Genomic DNA, 18,110 nt, shown 5'->3' with positions numbered 1-18,110 from the left:
TGAGGGCATGGCGAAATGGACTGCGAAGCACGAGGCGCCCGAGCCCCTTGAGGGTCCGGTCGTCGCGACCGTCACCGGCGGCACGATCATCTGGTTCGCCGTGTTCCTGGTCCAGCTCCCCTTCTACGGCTGGTTCGCCGACCGGGACCTGCTGTGGTGGGTCTGGTGCTGCGCGGCCGGCGGCGTCCTCGGCCTGATCGGCGTCTGGTACGTCCGGGGCCGCGACGCCGCCCTCAAGCGCCACGCCGCGGCGCTGGCCGCGCGGGGTGAGGGGGGCGGCGCCGACCCGGCTCCGCACACCGGCTGACGTCAGCCGCTCCGATCCGTCGGCGCCCCGCGCCGGCAGTCGGCCGCCCGGCGGGTCGTGCCCGACCGGGGGACGATTCGGGTCATCCCGAAGTCGGATCTTCGGACTTCTCGGCGGGTGAAGCGGTAAAACCCCCTTTACCGTCGATTGCATGACGCAGCGGGCACAGACCGACCCCAATGGTTCCGAGCCGGTGGGCACCGCCGCCGCCATCGATGCGGGCGCGGAGCTGGACCCCGTGCACCCCGTCCGGCCACCAGCACCGCGCTTCAAGCCCGGCGGCCTCACCACCGCCGAAGTCGCCGAACGCGTCGCCCGCGGAGCCGTCAACGACGTGCCCGTCCGCAGCAGCCGCTCCACCGCCGACATCGTCCGCGCCAACGTCTTCACCCGGTTCAACGCCATCATCGGCGTCCTCTGGGTGATCATGCTCATCGTCGCGCCGCTCCAGGACAGCCTCTTCGGCTACGTGATCATCGCGAACACCGGCATCGGCATCATCCAGGAGATGCGCGCGAAGAAGACCCTGGACGGACTCGCCGTCATCGGCGAAGCCAAACCCAGCGTCCGCCGCGACGGCCGGACCGCCGGGATCTCCACCTCCGAGATCGTCCTCGACGACGTCATCGAACTCGGACCCGGCGACAAGGTCGTCGTCGACGGATCCGTCGGCGAGGCCGACGGACTGGAGATCGACGAGTCCCTGCTCACCGGCGAGGCCGACCCCGTCCTGAAGAAGCCCGGCGACCCCGTCATGTCCGGGTCCTTCGTCGTCGCCGGCGGCGGCGCGTTCACCGCCACCAAGGTCGGCCGCGAGGCCTACGCGGCCCAATTGGCCGAAGAGGCCACCCGCTTCACGCTCGTCCACTCCGAGCTGCGCTCCGGCATCTCCACCATCCTCAAGTACGTCACCTGGATGATGATCCCGACCTCGATCGGCCTGATCATCAGCCAGCTCGTCGTCAAGGAGAACAACCTCAAGGACGCCATCGCCCGCACCGTCGGCGGCATCGTCCCGATGATCCCCGAGGGCCTGGTCCTGCTGACCTCCGTCGCCTTCGCGATCGGCGTCATCCGGCTCGGCCGCAAACAGTGCCTGGTGCAGGAGCTGCCGGCCATCGAAGGCCTCGCCCGCGTCGACGTCGTCTGCCTCGACAAGACCGGCACCCTCACCGAGGGCGGCATGGACGTCACCGAGCTCCGCCCGCTCGGCGGCGCGCAGGACTCGTACGTCAAGAAGGTTCTCGGCGCGCTCGGCGAGTCCGACCCGCGCCCCAACGCCAGCCTCCAGGCGATCATCGACGCCTACCCGGTCAGCGCCGAGTGGCGCTGCACCGAGTCCCTGCCCTTCTCCTCCGCCCGCAAGTACAGCGGCGCCAGCTTCAGCGAGGGCGACGGCGAGAACAGCACCTGGCTGCTCGGCGCCCCCGACGTCCTCCTCCCGGCCGGCGACCCGGCCCTCGACGAGGTCGACGAACTCAACGAACAGGGCCTGCGCGTCCTGCTGCTCGCCCGGGCCGCGCGCGAGCTCGACGACCCGGCCGTAGGGACCGGCGCCCGGCCCTCCGCCCTGATCGTCCTGGAACAGCGGCTGCGCCCCGACGCCGCCGACACCCTGCGCTACTTCGAGGACCAGAAGGTCCGGGCGAAGGTCATCTCCGGCGACAACGCGGTCTCCGTCGGCGCGGTCGCCGGCAAACTCGGCCTACCGGGCGCCGAGGACACCATCGACGCGCGCAGGCTGCCGAGCGAACAGGCCGACATGGCCCGGGTCCTCGACGAGAACAGCGTCTTCGGCCGGGTCACCCCGCAGCAGAAGCGCGACATGGTGGGCGCGCTCCAGTCCAAGGGCCACACGGTCGCCATGACGGGCGACGGCGTCAACGACGTGCTCGCGCTCAAGGACGCGGACATCGGCGTGAGCATGGGCTCGGGCTCGGAGGCGACCCGGGCGGTGGCCCAGATCGTCCTCCTCAACAACAGCTTCTCCACCCTCCCGTCGGTGGTCGCCGAGGGTCGCCGGGTCATCGGCAACATCACCCGCGTCGCCACCCTGTTCCTGACGAAGACGGTCTACTCGGTACTGCTGGCCATCCTGGTGGTCTGCTCGCAGGTGGAGTACCCCTTCCTGCCGCGCCACCTGACGCTGCTGTCCACCCTCACCATCGGCATCCCGGCCTTCTTCCTGGCCCTCGCCCCGAACAAGGAGCGGGCGAAGCCGCACTTCGTGAAACGGGTGATGCGGTACGCCATCCCCGGCGGCGTGATCGCGGCCGTGGCCACCTTCGTGACGTACCTGCTCGCCCGCCACCACTACACCGGCCCGGACCAGCTGAACGCCGAGACGAGCGCGGCGACGCTGACGCTGTTCCTCACCTCGATGTGGGTCCTGGCGATCATCGCCCGCCCGTACACGTGGTGGCGGCTGGTCCTGGTCGGCGCGATGGGCGGGGCGTTCCTGCTGGTCCTCGTCGTTCCGTGGCTCCAGGACTTCTTCCAGCTGAAGCTCGTGGGCACGCAGCTGCCGTGGATGGCCGTGGGCATCGCGACGGCGGCCTCGGCCCTGATCGAGTTCACGTTCCGCTGGGTCAACCGCAGGTTCCCCGCCTGACCGCCGCCCCCCCCGTGACCAGGACCTAGTCGAACCAGCGGTCCCGGGCCAGTTCGGCCGTGCGGGACGGGTCCTCCAGCAGGGCCGCGACCTCGAAGCGGCGCGGCCACTGGCCCGCCGCCCAGGCCAGGCCCGCCGCCACGCCCTCCAGGGTGGAGGCGTGGAGGGTGCCGTCCGGGGTTTGCCGCCAGTCGAGCTCCACGCCGCCCGCGATCAGCTCCTCGTGCTCGACGTAGGTGCGCGGCGCCGAGGGCCCCAGCAGGAGCAGCACCGGCTCCGGGACCTCGTGCTCCTCGCCCGGCGTCGTGACCTCCGCCGGCACCGTCTCCGAGAGGCGGCGGACCTGGAGGAGGTCCGCCAGGTCGCCCGCTCGGGCCGGGGCCACCGGCAGCAGCGGCAGGCCCTCCGTCAGCGGCAGCAGGTCCGGGGCGTCCGCGATCAGCGCATCGGCCGCGTCCACCACACGGATCTCGCCGTCCACCACCGCGCGCAGCTCGTCCGGGAGGGTGACCTGCTCGGGGTCCAGATCGGCCAGGGCCCCGTACAGGGCGTGCAGCTGGCGGTCCGACACCTCGCGCTCCGGATCGGCGAGCCGGCTCAGCAGTTCGGCGGCGCCGCCGGGTTCCTCCAGCAGGGCCGGCACGGTCGTGCGGACGCCCAGCGCCCGCAGGACCTGCTCGTCTTCGAAGCCCGTGGCGTCCGCCGAGGTGTACAGGCCCGACAGCAGCGGGTCCCCGCCCGCCGCGCGCAGGCCCGCCGGGCGGCGTCCGTCGAAGACCGGGTGGTCGCGCAGCCACCAGGCGGTGTACGGGCGCACCGACTGCGTGGTGCCGTCCGGAAGCAGGACCCGTACGGGCTGGGTCAGCGCGTCGCGCAGCGGGGGCTGCGCGAGCATGGCCAGGGCCTGCGGCCAGCAGTCGTCGTCGATCAGGTCGAGGTCGCGCACGGCCACCAGCTCGGTCGCCACCGGCGGGAGCGGGGTGTCCGGGAGCTGGTCCAGTACGTCCTCGCACCACACGTCGACCGCGTCCAGCAGGCCTGCGTCGTCGGGCTCGGCGAAGTCGCCGTCGCGGGGCTCCAGTTCGTCCGGGTCGAGGACCACGTCGGTGGCGCGGACCAGCTGGAAGGCGGCCAGCACCCCGCAGGCGGTCAGCGGCTGCGCGCCCCACCGGTCGGCCAGCTCGGCGTCCACGTACGGGACTTCGTCCTCGCGGATCACCGAGGCCAGCGGGGAGCCGGGCAGCAGGAGCTCGCCCGCGGGCGCCAGTTCCCCGTCCTCGTCGGGGAGGGCCAGCGCGCCCAGCCACGGCTCGTCGCCCGGCGCCAGGTCGGCGTCCCGGACCAGGCCCAGCACCACCTCGGCCAGCTCGTCGGCGTCGAGGGCGTCCTCGTCCCAGATCTCGCCCGCGTCGAGGGAGGCGGCCACCGCCGCCCGCACTTGCGGGGTCGTCAGGACCGCGCGGGGCGTGGCCGGGAGGGCGCCGAGGCGCTCCAGCAGCGGGTGCGCCGCGTCCGGATGGGCCACCTTGAGCCCCATCCGGGCCAGGTCCTTCGGGGTGTCCGCGTCGGGCAGCAGCACGTGCCGCGGGCCGATCGTGGTCCGCCCGTCGGCCAGCGGCACCGGCAGACCCGACAGCCGGTCCGGATCCACCCCGGCCAGGGTGTCGTACAGCCGGTGCCACCAGTCCGGGGTGCGTTCGATGCCCGCGATCCGCTCGATGGCGTCGCCCAGCGGCAGCCGGCCCACGCCCAGCGTGCGCAGCTCGGGCCGGCGCTCCAGCCCGGCCGGGAGCAGGGTCGGGAGGACCTCCGCGAGGACCCGTACGGTGTCGGCGCCCGCGCCCTCCACCACCTCGGCCTCGAAGGGGCGCAGCGCGGCCCGCTCCTCGGCGTGCTCGGCCGGGGCGGCCGGGGCCAGGAACGCGGTCCGCGGCAGCCGTCCGAGCACGGCCGCGCGCAGCGCCCCGTCCAGCACGCCCTTGCCGAGCGGCCCGGGTACGAGGTCCACGAGCCCGGTGCTCACCGGGTCCCAGTCGCCGAGCAGTTCGGCGTACGCATCGGCCGCGCGCTCCACCAGGAAGTCGGTCAGCGGCCCGGGCGCGGGGTGCCGGCGGGCGGTGTCGAGCGGCAGCGTCGCGATGAGCAGGGCGGGGATGCCCAGGGGTTCGTCGGTCGGGGTCGGTGCGTGCACCACGGGCGCGGTGGCGGGACGTACGGGAGCGCCGTCGGTGTCGACGGGCACGGCCCAGGAGACCGTCCAGTGGGGCCGCAGCCGCTCCTCGACCGGCCGGTCCGCGAGGAGGGCGGGCTCGATGGGGCCGCTGTGGCGGACGGTGCGCCAGCGTCGGGTCTCGCCGCCGGCGGCTCCGGCCGAGTCCTGGACGACGGTGTACGGGCCCTCGGTACGCCGGTAGAGCACGCGGTGCCCGGTGGCCGGGGTCTCCACGACGATCTCCCGCAGCCCGGGCAGGGTGAGCAGCAGGGCGTCGTCGATGCCGGCCAGCAGGCGCTGCACCAGGTCTTCGGCGGCGGCGTCGCGCAGCGGGAGGACGACCACGGTGTCGTAGCCCTCGGGGGCGGCCCCCTCGGCGGGCAACGGCAGGCGCAGCAGCGGGACGTGCCCGTCGCGGCGGCGCAGTTCGTCGCCGAGGCCGGGGCTGCCGTTGGCTGCTTCACGGGCCAGCTCGCGGGCCTCGGCCAGGGACCAGCGGATACCGCCGTGGCGGCCCATGACGGCGGGCTCGTCGGACACCGCGAGGACCGCCGCGAAGCCGACGCCGAAGCGGCCGACGGTTTCGGCGGAGCCCGCGGCCCCTGCGGGCTCCCGCTTCGCGGAGGCCCGCAGGGTGCTCAGCGACTCCACGCCCGTCGCGTCCAGCGGGGCACCGGTGTTGGCGACGGCCAACACGCCGGGCCGACCGCCCCCGCCGGAGTGCAGGGTGAGCCGCAGCCGGCCGGGCACCCGGGCCCGGGCCGCGGCGTCGGCGGCGTTCTGCGCCAGCTCGACGACGAGCCGGTCGCGGTAGCCGCCGAGGGCCAGGTCCTCCTCTGCGTTGGCGTCCTCGCGGAACCGGGCTGGGCCCGCGCCCCAGGCATCGAGCACCCCGCGCCGCAGCCGGGCCGTGCCGAAGGGGTCCACGCCACCCTGGGCCGCCGTCACTCGCACGCTCACGCCGCTGCCTCCAAGCTGTACTGCATCCACCGAATGCCGAGGCCCTGAAGGTATCGCGTGCGGGCCCCGCCGGTCGGGGCGGACGGGCCCGACTCTGCCCCGGGCGACGACGGAGCCCCCGGCGACACGAGGTCGCCGGGGGCTCCGTACGGGTGCGCGGTGCGGGGTGGTGTCAGAGCTTGTCGATCACGTAGTCGATGCACGCGGTCAGCGCCTGCACGTCCGCCGGGTCGATCGCCGGGAACATCGCGACGCGCAGCTGGTTGCGCCCGAGCTTGCGGTACGGCTCGGTGTCCACGATGCCGTTGGCGCGCAGCACCTTGGCCACGGCGGCCGCGTCGATGTCGTCCGAGAAGTCGATCGTGCCGATGACGGCGGAGCGCTTGTCGGCGTCCACGACGAACGGGCTCGCGTACTTCGACGCCTCCGCCCAGCCGTACAGGTTGCGCGCGCTGGCCGCCGTACGGCCGGTCGTGAACTCCAGGCCGCCCTGGCCGTTCATCCACTCCAGCTGCTGGTTCAGCAGGAAGAGGGTGGAGAGCGCCGGGGTGTTGTACGTCTGGTTCTTCAGCGAGTTGTCGATCGCCGTGGGCAGCGAGAAGAACTCCGGGATGTGCCGGCCCGACGCGTGGACGCGCGCCGCACGCTCCAGGGCCGCCGGGGAGAACGCCGCCAGCCACAGGCCGCCCTCGGAGGCGAAGGACTTCTGCGGGGCGAAGTAGTAGACGTCGCTCTCGGTGATGTCCACCGGCAGACCGCCGGCGCCCGAGGTCGCGTCCACCAGGACGAGGGACCCGGCGTCGGCGCCCGCGACGCGCTTGACCGGCGCCGCCACACCCGTCGAGGTCTCGTTGTGCGTGTAGGCGTACACGTCGACGCCTGCCTCGGCCACCGGCTCGGGGTGGGTGCCCGGCTCGGAGGAGATCACGGTCGGCTCGTCCAGCCACGGAGCGAGCTTGGCGGCCTTGGCGAACTTGGACGAGAACTCGCCGAACGTGAGGTGCTGGGACTTGCGCTCGATGAGCCCGGCCGTCGCGATGTCCCAGAAGGCGGTGGAGCCGCCGTTGCCCAGGATCACCTCGTAGCCCTCGGGCAGCGAGAACAGGTCCCGGATGCCCTGGCGCACCGAGCCGACCAGGTTCTTGACCGGGGCCTGGCGGTGCGAGGTTCCGAGCAGGGAGGTACCGGTGGCGGCGAGGGCGTCCAGCGCCTCGATCCGCACCTTGGAGGGGCCCGCGCCGAAGCGTCCGTCGGCGGGCTTGATGTCAGCGGGAATCTGGATCTCAGCCACGAGCGGAGCGTATCCGGTCCGGGTCCACGCTTCGGAGGCGCGTCCACCCGATGAGACGAACGTCCCAGGCCGGAAGACCGGGATGGGGTAAGGCGGCACACGGCGACGTGGCCCTTACATACCCCTTAGTCTGGATTAATGCCCGCATCCTCCCCCGCACCCGTCCCCACCCCCGCTCCGGCGGGCACCGCCCCCGCGGCCCCGGCGCTCCCGGCCCCCGCGGGGCCGTCCCGGTTCGGTCCGGTCGTGCTGGTGGTCACGGCGGGGATCTCGGTGCAGTTCGGCGCCGCGCTCGCCGTCATGATCATGCCGGGGGCGGGTGCCGCTGGCGTGGTGACGCTGCGGCTCGCGGCCGCCGCGCTGGTGCTGCTGCTCCTGTGCCGCCCGAAGGTGCGCGGGTACTCGCGGGCGGACTGGGGCACCGTCGTCGCCTTCGGCGTGGCGATGGCCGGCATGAACGGGCTCTTCTACCAGTCCATCGACCGCATCCCGCTCGGCCCGGCCGTCACCCTTGAGGTCCTCGGCCCCCTCGTCCTGTCGGTCGTCGTCTCACGCCGCCCGGTGAGCCTGCTGTGGGCCGGTCTGGCCCTGGCCGGTGTCGCCCTGCTGGCCGGGCACGGGGGCGGGAGCGGCTTCGGCGGCCTCGACCTCCCGGGCACCGCCTTCGCGCTCGGAGCGGGCGCGATGTGGGCGGCGTACATCGTGTTCAGCGCGCGTACGGGCCGCCGCTTCCCGCAGGCGGACGGGCTGGCGCTGGCCATGGCCGTGGCCGCGGTGCTCTCGCTCCCGCTGGGCGTCGTCCAAGCCGGTTCCGCGCTCCTCGTGCCGAGCACGCTGGCGCTGGGCGCCGGCGTCGCCGTCCTGTCCTCCGTCCTGCCGTACACCCTGGAGCTCCTGGCGCTGCGCCGCCTGCCCGCACCGACCTTCGCCATCTTGATGAGCCTGGAGCCGGCGATCGCGGCCACGGCCGGGTTCCTGCTCCTGAACCAGGCGATGTCGGCGCTCGACGCGCTCGCGATCGCGCTGGTCATCGCGGCGAGCATGGGCGCGGTCCGCTCCCAGACCCGCAAACCGGCCGCCTGAGGCCGCGCGCCCGCCCCGCCGGCCGCGGGGTGTTCGACGGGACGGGCGCGCCCTGGGCCGGCCGTCATCCCAGCGGCAGGTCCAGGTACGACGGCGTGGCCTCCGGGGAGGTGAAGGCCAGCGTCGCGCGCGGCAGGTTGGCGTCCCCGTAGAACGGGTCGCGGGCGTCGATCACCAGCATCAGCCGGTGCCCGCGCGGGACGTCGTACGCCGTCGCCTGCAGCTCGATGTCGGCGCTGACCAGGCTGTCGGCCGGCGAGTCGAGGTCGCAGTACGGGGCGTGCGTGACGATGTGCGCCGTCCCGTCGGGTGCGGCGGCGAGCAGGTACGCGACGAACGACGACTTGGGGTTCGGGGCCCGGTACGTGACGCGCAGCCGCGGGACGCCGCGCAGCCGCAGGGTCTCCGCCTCCGGCTCCGCGGTCCACACCGCGGTGACGGTGCGGTCGATGTCGCCGGTCTGGTAGGCCTTGGGGCGGCCCGCGATCTCGTCGTACCCGCAGAGCACGATCGCGTCGGCGACGGTCGCCGGGGTGTCCACCCCGCACAAGACGCTCGTGCTCCAGCCGGCCTCGGGCTGCTCGGCGAGCTCCGCACTGCCCGCCAGGTGCAGTCGGCGCACGTGCTCGGTGACGGAATGCCAGGTGGGGCGGGGTTCCAGGGTCTGGCTCCACATGACCTCGGCGAGGATCTGGCCCTCGGCGCCGATGCCGTTGTCGATGCCCTTGAGGTGGTGGTCGAACCAGCGGTGGGCGTTGGTCCAGATCCGGTTGGGCAGGCCGATCATGCCCGTCATTTCGGGACCGGAGTGGTCGCCGATGGAGAGGTCGAGGCGCTTGGGGCCGATGAGCTCGTTGAACATCTTCAGGGTCTGGTTGCCCGGGAAGAGCGTCTCGTGCCAGGCGTGCGAGAAGTAGACCGGGACCTGGCGGCGGTTGAGCTCCTTGACGTGGCTGAACGGCGAGCGCTGCTCGGCCCAGCGCAGGGTGCCCTGGATGTCGCGGCCCGCGAGGACGTTCTCGAACACGCTCTGCGTCTGCGGGCTCAGCCGGGCCTTCCCCGCGGCCTTGAGCAGCGCCTCCACGGCGGCCACGTGCCGGGTCCGGTTCTCGTAGAACGCCTCGCCGAGGTCGCCCCAGGTGCTGAGCGCCACCACCGCGTCGACGCGCGTGTCGTGGGCGGCGACGAGCTGGCTGATGCCCGATCCGTACGAGTCCCCCAGGAAGCCGATCCTGGTGACCGGGCCGGCAGAGCGCTCGATGAGGTGGTCCAGGGCGCGGCTGCCGTCGGCGACGTCGAGCGGACCGGCCACCTCGACCTGGCCCTCGGAGCCGGCGAAGCCGCGGGTGCTGTACGCGAGGACGTTGTAGCCGCGCGCCGCGAAGACACTGGCCTGGACGGCGTAGGGGAGCCAGCCGTGGGTCGTCCACGGCGAGGGCATCACGATCACCGGCCGCGGCCGGCCCCCGTTGTGGCGCCACATCGCGGCGTCGAGCAGGTCCCCGTCGGCCCCGGCGACCTTGACGCGACTGAAGACGGCGACGGACCGGACGTCGGCGACCTCGGCGGCGCGGGCGGGGCCGAGGCCGGTGACGTCGCCGGTCTCCAGAGCGGTGACGAAGGCGGTCAGGGTGGTCGCGTCGAGTTCGGGATAGAGGGAGAAAGCGGCTGGGTTCACGTCGGTTCGTCCTCTTCGTCGAGTGAGGGAACGTGGGTGCGCGCGCTCTGGGCCCGGAGCGGGGAACGAAGCGTTCAGTATCGATGCGACATCCGGTGATGTTTCGGCGGATTCCGACGTACGGCCGAAATCGCCCCCTTCGCTGCCGGCGCAGCCGGCGGTCCCGGACCTGCCCGGGGCGACGCCGGACGCCAAATCACCCTCCGTCCGCGCCAGTTGGGGGCGATGGCGCGAAGGAAGTGTTCGGCGGCCAAATCATGCAAGCATGCTTGATTGTTTTGCCGACGGCTGCCAGTCTTCCCCTCACGCCGAAAGGGGAGCCCGCCGTGCTCGATCCGTCAGCTGTCGCCGTCTTCGCAGATCTGCGCGAGGAAGGCCTCGAACTCGAAACCCTGGTACGGGACCTGCCCGACGCCGGATGGGCCGGGCCCACCCCCGCGCCGGGCTGGACCGTCGCCCACCAGATCGCCCACCTGCACTGGACCGACCGGGCCGCGCTGATCTCCCTCACCGACGCCGACGGCTTCGCCGCCCTGGTCGAGGAGGCGGTCAAGTCCCCCGACTCTTTCGTGGACGAAGGCGCCGCACGAGGCGCCGCGCTACCGCCCGACGAGCTGCTGGCCCACTGGCGGGCCGGCCGCGCAGCCCTCGACGAGGCGCTCGCCGCGGCCCCGCCCGACACCCGGTTCCCCTGGTACGGGCCGCCGATGAAGGCCGCCTCCATGGCGAGCGCCCGCCTGATGGAGACCTGGGCGCACGGCCAGGACGTCGCGGACGCTCTCGGTGTGCGCCGCACCCCCACCGCCCGACTGCGGCACGTGGCCCGCATCGGCGTCCGGGCCCGCGACTACGCGTTCTCCGTACGGGGACTGCCCGCGCCCGACGCGGAGTTCAGGGTGGAACTCCTGCCCCCGGACGGCGGCGAGCCCTGGACGTACGGGCCGCAGGGGGCGGCGGACCGGATCACCGGCCCGGCCCTCGACTTCTGCCTCCTGGTGACCCAGCGGGCCCACCGCGCCGACCTCGCCCTGACCGCGACCGGCCCCGACGCCGACCGCTGGCTGGACATCGCCCAGGCCTTCGCGGGCCCCGCGGGCCCCGGCCGCGCCCCCGGAGCCACCCGGTGACCGGCCGCCGCCCGCTGCGCATCGGCAACGCCTCCGGGTTCTACGGCGACCGCTTCAGCGCCTTCGAGGACATGCTGACCGGCGGCCCGCTGGACGTGTTGACCGGCGATTACCTCGCCGAGCTGACCATGCTGATCCTCGGCCGCGACCGACTGAAGGACCCCGGCCTCGGCTACGCCAAGACCTTCCTGCGCCAGCTGGAGGACGGCCTCGGCCTCGCGCACGAGCGGGGGGTGCGCATCGTCGCCAACGCGGGCGGCCTGAACCCGGCGGGACTGGCCGACGCGATCCGCATGCTCGCCTCCGAGGCCGGGATCCCGGTGTCGGTCGCCCACGTCGAGGGTGATGACCTGATGCCGTTCGCGCAGGGCGCGCTGACCGCGAACGCGTACCTCGGCGGCGCCGGCATCACCGCCTGCCTGCGGGCGGGCGCGGACGTGGTCGTCACGGGCCGCGTCACCGACGCGGCCCTGGTCAGCGGGCCGGCGGCCTGGTGGTTCGACTGGGCGCCCGACGACTACGACCGGCTGGCCGGAGCCGTGGTGGCGGGCCACGTCCTGGAGTGCGGGACCCAGGCCACCGGCGGCAACTACGCCTTCTTCACCGCGCACGACGTCCGCCGACCCGGGTTCCCGCTGGCGGAGATCTCCGAAGACGGCTCGGCGGTGATCACGAAGCACCCGGGTACCGGCGGAGTCGTATCGGCCGGCACGGTCACGGCCCAACTCCTCTACGAAACCCAGGGCCCCCGCTACCTCGGCCCCGACGCCACGGCCCGCCTGGACACGGTCCGGCTGACGGACGCCGGACCCGACCGGGTGGCCGTCACCGGAGTCGTCGGCGAACCCCCGCCCCCCACCCTCAAGGTGGGCGTGACCCGCATCGGCGGCTGGCGCAACGAGGTGGTCTTCGTCCTGACCGGCCTGGACATCGAGGCCAAGGCCGCCCTGGTCCGGGCACAGCTGGCCGACGCCCTGTCCCAGGTGGCCACCGCGGAGTGGACCCTGGCCCGCACGGACCACGAGGACGCCGCGACGGAGGAGACGGCGAGCGCGCTGCTGCGCCTGGTGGTGCGGGACCCCTCGCCGGAGCGGGTCGGCCGCGCACTGACCTCCGAGGCCATCGAACTCGCCCTGGCCAGCTACCCGGGCTTCCACGTCACCACCCCGCCGGGCCCGGCCCAGCCGTACGGAGTCTTCACCTCCTCGGCCGTCCCCGCGCCCTCGGTCCCCCACGTGGCGGTCCTCCCCGACGGCACCCGCCTCGCGGTGCCGGCCCGCACGGCGTCCGAGGACCTGGGGGTCACCCCGGCGGCAGCCGGGGGAGGGCTCGGGAGCGGAGCCCCCGCCGGGTCCGGGGCGGAGCCCCGGGACGGGGGTCCGGAGGCGGAACCCATCCGCACCGCACCGCCTGAGGCACCCGCAGGGCAACCCACCCGCCGCGTCCCCCTCGGCACGCTGATCGGCGCCCGCAGCGGCGACAAGGGCGGCGACGCCAACATCGGCGTCTGGGTCGAACGCGACGACGCCTGGGACTGGCTCCACACCACCCTCACGGTGGACACCTTCAAGGCGCTGCTCCCCGAGACGGGCCCGCTGCCCGTCACCCGGCACGCCCTCCCCAACCTCCGCGCCCTCAACTTCACCGTCCCCGGCATCCTCGGCGCCGGCGTCGCCTCCGCGCACCGCTTCGACCCCCAGGCCAAGGCCCTCGGCGAATGGCTGCGCGCCCGGCACGTCGACATTCCCGCCCACCTCCTGCTCACCCCGGAGGGGAACCGCTCATGACCCGCCTCACCACCGCTGTAGACCCGCACGCCCCCGACTACCTCGCCCACCATGCGGCCGCCACCGCCCGTCTCGCCGAGCTGGACGCCGAGCACGCCAAGGCCCTCATCGGCGGCGGCGAGAAGTACACGGCCCGCCACAAGGACCGCGGCAAGCTCCTCGCCCGCGAGCGCATCGAGCTGCTCCTCGACCCGGACACCCCGTTCCTGGAGCTGTCCCCGCTCGCCGCTTGGGGCAGCGACTACCCCGTCGGCGCCTCCATGATCACCGGCATCGGCACCGTCGAGGGCGTCGAATGCCTGGTCACCGCCAACGACCCCACGGTCCGCGGCGGCGCCTCCAACCCCTGGACGCTCAAGAAGGCCCTGCGGGCCAATGAGATCGCCCGCCAGAACAACCTGCCGTGCATCAGCCTCGTCGAGTCCGGCGGCGCCGACCTCCCCTCCCAGAAGGAGATCTTCATCCCGGGCGGGGCGATCTTCCGCGACCTGACCCGGCTCTCGGCCGCCGGCATCCCCACCGTCGCCGTCGTCTTCGGCAACTCCACCGCCGGAGGCGCGTACGTCCCGGGGATGTCCGACCACACCATCATGATCAAGGACCGTTCCAAGGTGTTCCTCGGAGGTCCGCCGCTCGTCAAGATGGCCACCGGCGAGGAGAGCGACGACGAGTCCCTCGGCGGAGCCGACATGCACGCCCGCACCTCCGGACTCGCCGACTACTACGCCCTCGACGAGCACGACGCGATCCGCCGGGCCCGCCGGGTCGTGGCCCGCCTGAACCACCGCCGGGCCCACGCGGCCCCGCCCCGCGCCGAGGAGCCGAAGTACGACCCGGAGGAACTCCTCGGCATCGTCCCCGCGGACCTCAAGACCCCCTTCGACCCCCGCGAGGTCATCGCCCGCATCGTCGACGCCTCCGACTTCGACGAGTTCAAGCCCCTCTACGGCACCAGCCTGGTGACCGGCTGGGCCACCTTGCACGGCTACCCGGTCGGCATCCTCGCCAACGCCCAGGGCGTGCTGTTCAGCGCCGAATCACAGAAGGCCGCCCAGTTCATCCAGCTGGCCAACCAGCGTGACATCCCGCTCCTCTTCCTCCACAACACCACCGGCTACATGGTCGGCAAGGAGTACGAGCAGGGCGGCATCATCAAGCACGGCTCGATGATGATCAACGCGGTCTCCAACTCCCGCGTCCCCCACCTCTCCGTCCTCATCGGCGCCAGCTACGGAGCCGGCCACTACGGCATGTGCGGCCGCGCCTACGAGCCGCGGTTCCTCTTCGCCTGGCCCAGCGCCAAGTCCGCCGTCATGGGCCCCCAGCAGCTCGCCGGCGTCCTGTCCATCGTGGCGCGCCAGTCCGCCGCCGCGAAGGGACAGCCGTACGACGAAGAGGCCGACGCCGGCATGCGCGCCTTCGTCGAGGCGCAGATCGAGTCCGAGTCCCTGCCGATGTTCCTGTCCGGGCGGCTGTACGACGACGGGGTCATCGACCCGCGCGACACCCGTACCGTCCTCGGCCTGTGCCTGTCGGCCGTCCACAACGCCCCCGTCGAGGGCGCCCGCGGCGGCTTCGGCGTCTTCCGGATGTGAGCCCGCACATGACGAACCTGACCTCCCTCCTGGTCGCCAACCGCGGTGAGATCGCGGTCCGCGTCTTCCGCACCGCCCGCGCCCTGGGCCTGGCCACCGTCGCCGTCCACTCCGACCCCGACGCCGACGCCCTGCACGTACGGGAGGCCGACGCGGCCGTGCGCCTGCCCGGCGCCGCCCCCGCCGACACCTACCTGCGCGGCGACCTGGTCATCAAGGCCGCCCTCGCCGCAGGCGCGGACGCCGTCCACCCCGGCTACGGATTCCTGTCCGAGAACGCAGGCTTCGCCCGCGACGTCGCCGCCGCCGGACTCACCTGGATCGGCCCGCCGCCCGAAGCCATCGAGGCGATGGCCTCCAAGACCCGGGCCAAGGAGCTGATGCGCGCCGCCGGGGTCCCGCTCCTCGACCCCGTCGACCCGGCTGCTGCCACCGCCGCCGACCTGCCCCTTCTCCTCAAGGCCGCCGCGGGCGGCGGCGGACGCGGCATGCGCGTCGTACGCGACCTCGACACCCTCAAGGAGGAGATGCAGGCGGCCTCCGCCGAGGCGGCCTCCGCCTTCGGCGACGGCGAGGTCTTCGCCGAGCCCTACGTCGAGCGCGGCCGCCACGTCGAGGTCCAGATCCTCGCCGACTCCCACGGAACCGTCTGGGCACTCGGCACCCGCGACTGCTCCCTCCAGCGCCGTCACCAGAAGGTCATCGAGGAGGCCCCGGCACCGGCACTCCCCGAGACCCTGCGCACCACCCTCCACGAGGCCGCCGTCGCCGCCGCCCGCGCGGTCTCCTACCAGGGCGCGGGTACCGTCGAGTTCCTCGTCGCCGCCGACGGGCGGCCGTACTTCCTGGAGATGAACACCCGCCTCCAGGTGGAACACCCCGTCACCGAAGCCGTCTTCGGACTCGACCTCGTCGCCCTGCAACTGCGCATCGCCGAGGGTGCGGCCCTGCCGCTGACACCCCCCGAGCCCACCGGCCACGCCGTCGAGGCCCGCCTGTACGCCGAGGACCCCGCCCAGGACTGGCGCCCCCAGACCGGAGTCCTGCACACCCTCGACGTCCCCGGCGGGGGTCCCCTCGGCGAAGCCGGGGGGAAGGTCCGCGTGGACACCGGATTCGCCGACGGGGACACCGTCGGCGTCCACTACGACCCGATGCTCGCCAAGGTCGTCGCCCACGCCCCCACCCGGGCCGAGGCAGTCCGCGTCCTCGCCCACGCCCTGGCCGGAGCCCGCATCCACGGTCTCACCACCAATCGGGAGCTCCTCGTACGCTCCCTGCGCCACCCGGAGTTCGCCGAGGCACGGCTCGACACCGGGTTCTACGAACGCCACCTCGGGTCCCTCACCGAAGGCGCCCCGGACGCCACCCTGTCCGCGGTCGCCGCCGCGCTCGCCGCCGCCGCACCGGCCGCGGACGCCCCGCTCGCCACCCGGCTCGGCGGCTGGCGCAACCTCCGCTCCCAGCCGCAGATCCGCCGCTACAGCGCGGCCGGCACCGCGTACGAGGTCCGTTACCGGCCCGTCCGCAGCGGACCCCCGGAGCTCGTGGACCACCCCGGCGTTCGAGTCCTCTCCGTGGAACCCGGGCGCGTCAGCCTCGAAGTCGAGGGCGTCCGCCGGATGTTCCACGTGAAACGCAAATCGAACGCCGAGGGCGCGCAGGCCGAGACGTACATCGACTCCACGCTCGGCGCGCACACCCTCACCCCCGTCCCCCGGTTCGCCGATCCCCAGGACCGCACCGAACCCGGCTCCCTGCTCGCCCCCATGCCCGGCACCGTCGTCCGCGTCGCCGAGGGCCTCGCCCCCGGCGCCGCCGTCACCGCCGGGCAGCCCCTGCTCTGGCTGGAGGCCATGAAGATGGAGCACCGCATCGTCTCGCCCGCCTCCGGCACGCTCACCGCGCTCCACGCCACGCTCGGCCACCAGGTCGAGTTCGGCGCCCTGCTCGCCGTAGTCCAGGAGGAAACGCCAGCATGAGCTCCGTCGTCGAAACCGAAGAGCACAAGGCCCTGCGCGCCGCCGTCGCCGCCCTCGGGCAGCGTTACGGGCGCGACTACCTCGCCCGCGTCGCCCGTGAGGGCGGCCACCCCGACGAGCTGTGGGCCGACGCCGCCAAGCTCGGCTACCTCGGGGTCAACCTCCCCGAGGAGTACGGAGGCGGAGGCGGCGGCATCGCCGAACTCTCCATCGTCCTCGAAGAGCTGGGCGCCGCCGGCTGCCCCCTGCTGATGATGGTCGTCTCGCCCGCCATCTGCGGCACGGTCATCTCCCGCTTCGGCACCGAGGCCCAGAAGCAGGCCTGGCTGCCCGGCCTCGCCGACGGCAGCCGCACCATGGCCTTCGGCATCACCGAACCCGACGCCGGCTCCAACTCCCACCGGATCACCACCACCGCCCGCCGCGAGGGCGACGAGTGGGTGCTGACCGGGCGCAAGGTCTTCATCTCCGGCGTGGACATCGCCGACGCCACCCTCATCGTGGGGCGCACCGAAGACGCCCGGACGGGGAGCCTCAAGCCCTGCCTGTTCATCGTGCCGCGCGACACCCCCGGCTTCTCCCGCTCCGTCATCGAGATGGAACTCCAGGCGGCGGAGAAGCAGTTCGAACTGGTCCTGGACGAGGTGCGGCTGCCCGCCGAATCCCTCGTCGGCGACGAGGACGCCGGCCTGCTCCAGCTCTTCGCCGGGCTCAACCCCGAGCGCATCATGACCGCCGCCTTCGCCATCGGCATGGGCCGTCACGCCCTCGACAAGGCCGTCGACTACGCGAAGACCCGCCAGGTCTGGAAGGAGGCGATCGGCGCCCACCAGGCCATCGCCCACCCCCTCGCCGCCGCCCACATCGACCTCGAACTCGCCCGCCTGATGATGCAGAAGGCCGCACACCTGTATGACGCGGGCGACGACACGGGCGCCGGGGAAGCCGCGAACATGGCCAAGTACGCCGCCGCCGAGGCCTGCGTGAAGGCGGTCGACCAGTCCGTCCACACCCTGGGCGGCAACGGCCTCACCCGCGAATACGGTCTGGCCGCCCTGATCACCGCCTCCAGGGTGTCCCGCATCGCCCCCGTCAGCCGAGAGATGATCCTCAACTTCATCTCCCACCAGACCCTCGGCCTCCCCAAGTCCTACTAGGCCGTCTCTTTCGGATCCGGCCGCGGGCCCGGGGCGCCTCCCAGCGGTAGCGGAGGGAGTGCGATCCGAAAGGGACAGCCTGGCCCCGGCCCCAGCCCCGGCGGCCCGGAGAATGGGGTCGGGTCCTGCCTGGGCGCCCGGGCCCGGCGATCGCCGGCGTCGGGCCGCGTCGGCCGGTACCAGGCGCCCCGGGCCCGGTCGGCCGGGGCCCCGGCACGAAGAGCCGCACCCGCCCGCGGCGGCCCGGACAATGGGTCCGGCCCTGCAGGGGCGCCCGCGCGTTGGTTGCCGGGCGCGCCGGCCGGTGCCCGGGCGAACGG

11 protein-coding genes are annotated in these 18,110 nt (G+C 73.5%); 8 read left to right on the top strand and 3 right to left on the bottom strand.

Annotated features, from left to right (window positions below; all coding sequences use genetic code 11):
* Positions 1–7 precede the first annotated feature (7 nt).
* Positions 8–307 (top strand): DUF2530 domain-containing protein, encoded by a 300-nt coding sequence (locus OG974_RS19435; RefSeq protein ID WP_327283969.1) that lies wholly within the window; start codon positions 8–10, stop codon positions 305–307.
* A gap of 151 nt (positions 308–458) precedes the next feature.
* Positions 459–2,918: an HAD-IC family P-type ATPase gene (locus OG974_RS19430; protein ID WP_371643886.1), complete on the top strand. Its 2,460-nt coding sequence runs from the start codon at positions 459–461 to the stop codon at positions 2,916–2,918.
* Positions 2,919–2,943: 25 nt separating this feature from the next.
* On the opposite strand, the gene OG974_RS19425 is transcribed toward OG974_RS19430, so the two are convergent.
* Entirely contained in the window at positions 2,944–6,090 is a 3,147-nt protein-coding gene (locus OG974_RS19425; protein WP_371643884.1) for a sacsin N-terminal ATP-binding-like domain-containing protein, read from the bottom strand.
* Between the two features lie 172 nt (positions 6,091–6,262).
* A complete protein-coding gene (serC, locus tag OG974_RS19420) occupies positions 6,263–7,381 on the bottom strand; it encodes a phosphoserine transaminase (protein ID WP_328763084.1) in 1,119 nt (372 codons plus the stop codon).
* 138 nt (positions 7,382–7,519) lie between these two features.
* Here serC and OG974_RS19415 point away from each other — a divergent pair, with 138 nt between their 5' ends.
* Positions 7,520–8,464 carry an EamA family transporter gene (locus OG974_RS19415; RefSeq protein WP_327283965.1) on the top strand — a complete coding sequence of 315 codons (945 nt, stop codon included), beginning with the start codon at positions 7,520–7,522 and terminating at the stop codon, positions 8,462–8,464.
* 64 nt (positions 8,465–8,528) lie between these two features.
* On the opposite strand, the gene OG974_RS19410 is transcribed toward OG974_RS19415, so the two are convergent.
* On the bottom strand, positions 8,529–10,142 hold the full coding sequence (locus tag OG974_RS19410; RefSeq protein WP_371643881.1) for an alpha/beta fold hydrolase: 1,614 nt from the start codon (positions 10,140–10,142) through the stop codon (positions 8,529–8,531).
* Between the two features lie 326 nt (positions 10,143–10,468).
* Between OG974_RS19410 and OG974_RS19405 the strand changes: the two genes are divergently transcribed.
* The 5 genes from OG974_RS19405 to OG974_RS19385 all read left to right on the top strand — a co-directional run bounded on the left by OG974_RS19405 (position 10,469) and on the right by OG974_RS19385 (position 17,790).
* Positions 10,469–11,269, top strand: coding sequence for a TIGR03084 family metal-binding protein (locus OG974_RS19405; protein ID WP_327283963.1), 801 nt, complete (start codon positions 10,469–10,471; stop codon positions 11,267–11,269).
* Positions 11,270–11,340: 71 nt separating this feature from the next.
* A complete protein-coding gene (locus OG974_RS19400) occupies positions 11,341–13,056 on the top strand; it encodes an acyclic terpene utilization AtuA family protein (protein ID WP_327285690.1) in 1,716 nt (571 codons plus the stop codon).
* Complete coding sequence (locus tag OG974_RS19395) at positions 13,053–14,651, top strand: carboxyl transferase domain-containing protein (RefSeq protein ID WP_328763083.1); 1,599 nt, start codon at positions 13,053–13,055, stop codon at positions 14,649–14,651. Before OG974_RS19400 ends, OG974_RS19395 begins: the two co-directional genes overlap by 4 nt.
* A gap of 8 nt (positions 14,652–14,659) precedes the next feature.
* The gene (locus OG974_RS19390) at positions 14,660–16,633 is read left to right on the top strand and encodes a biotin carboxylase N-terminal domain-containing protein (protein ID WP_327283961.1); all 1,974 of its coding nucleotides are present in this window, start codon (positions 14,660–14,662) and stop codon (positions 16,631–16,633) included.
* Complete coding sequence (locus tag OG974_RS19385) at positions 16,630–17,790, top strand: acyl-CoA dehydrogenase family protein (protein WP_327283960.1); 1,161 nt, start codon at positions 16,630–16,632, stop codon at positions 17,788–17,790. The genes OG974_RS19390 and OG974_RS19385 overlap by 4 nt, the downstream gene beginning before the upstream one ends.
* Positions 17,791–18,110 lie beyond the last annotated feature (320 nt).

It is taken from the genome of Streptomyces sp. NBC_00597 (assembly GCF_041431095.1).
Taxonomy (GTDB): Bacteria; Actinomycetota; Actinomycetes; order Streptomycetales; family Streptomycetaceae; genus Streptomyces.
Note: the sequence above shows the minus strand (reverse complement) of the source record. Positions and strands in the feature narration are given on the sequence as shown.

What these genes read in the sequence shown, in the direction of transcription:
- OG974_RS19435 (WP_327283969.1), top strand. Translation starts at nt 8, where the DNA reads ATGGCGAAATGGACTGCGAAGCACGAGGCGCCCGAGCCCCTTGAGGGT.
- OG974_RS19430 (WP_371643886.1), top strand. Translation starts at nt 459, where the DNA reads ATGACGCAGCGGGCACAGACCGACCCCAATGGTTCCGAGCCGGTGGGC.
- OG974_RS19415 (WP_327283965.1), top strand. Translation starts at nt 7,520, where the DNA reads ATGCCCGCATCCTCCCCCGCACCCGTCCCCACCCCCGCTCCGGCGGGC.
- OG974_RS19400 (WP_327285690.1), top strand. Translation starts at nt 11,341, where the DNA reads ATGCTGACCGGCGGCCCGCTGGACGTGTTGACCGGCGATTACCTCGCC.
- OG974_RS19395 (WP_328763083.1), top strand. Translation starts at nt 13,053, where the DNA reads ATGACCCGCCTCACCACCGCTGTAGACCCGCACGCCCCCGACTACCTC.
- OG974_RS19390 (WP_327283961.1), top strand. Translation starts at nt 14,660, where the DNA reads ATGACGAACCTGACCTCCCTCCTGGTCGCCAACCGCGGTGAGATCGCG.
- OG974_RS19385 (WP_327283960.1), top strand. Translation starts at nt 16,630, where the DNA reads ATGAGCTCCGTCGTCGAAACCGAAGAGCACAAGGCCCTGCGCGCCGCC.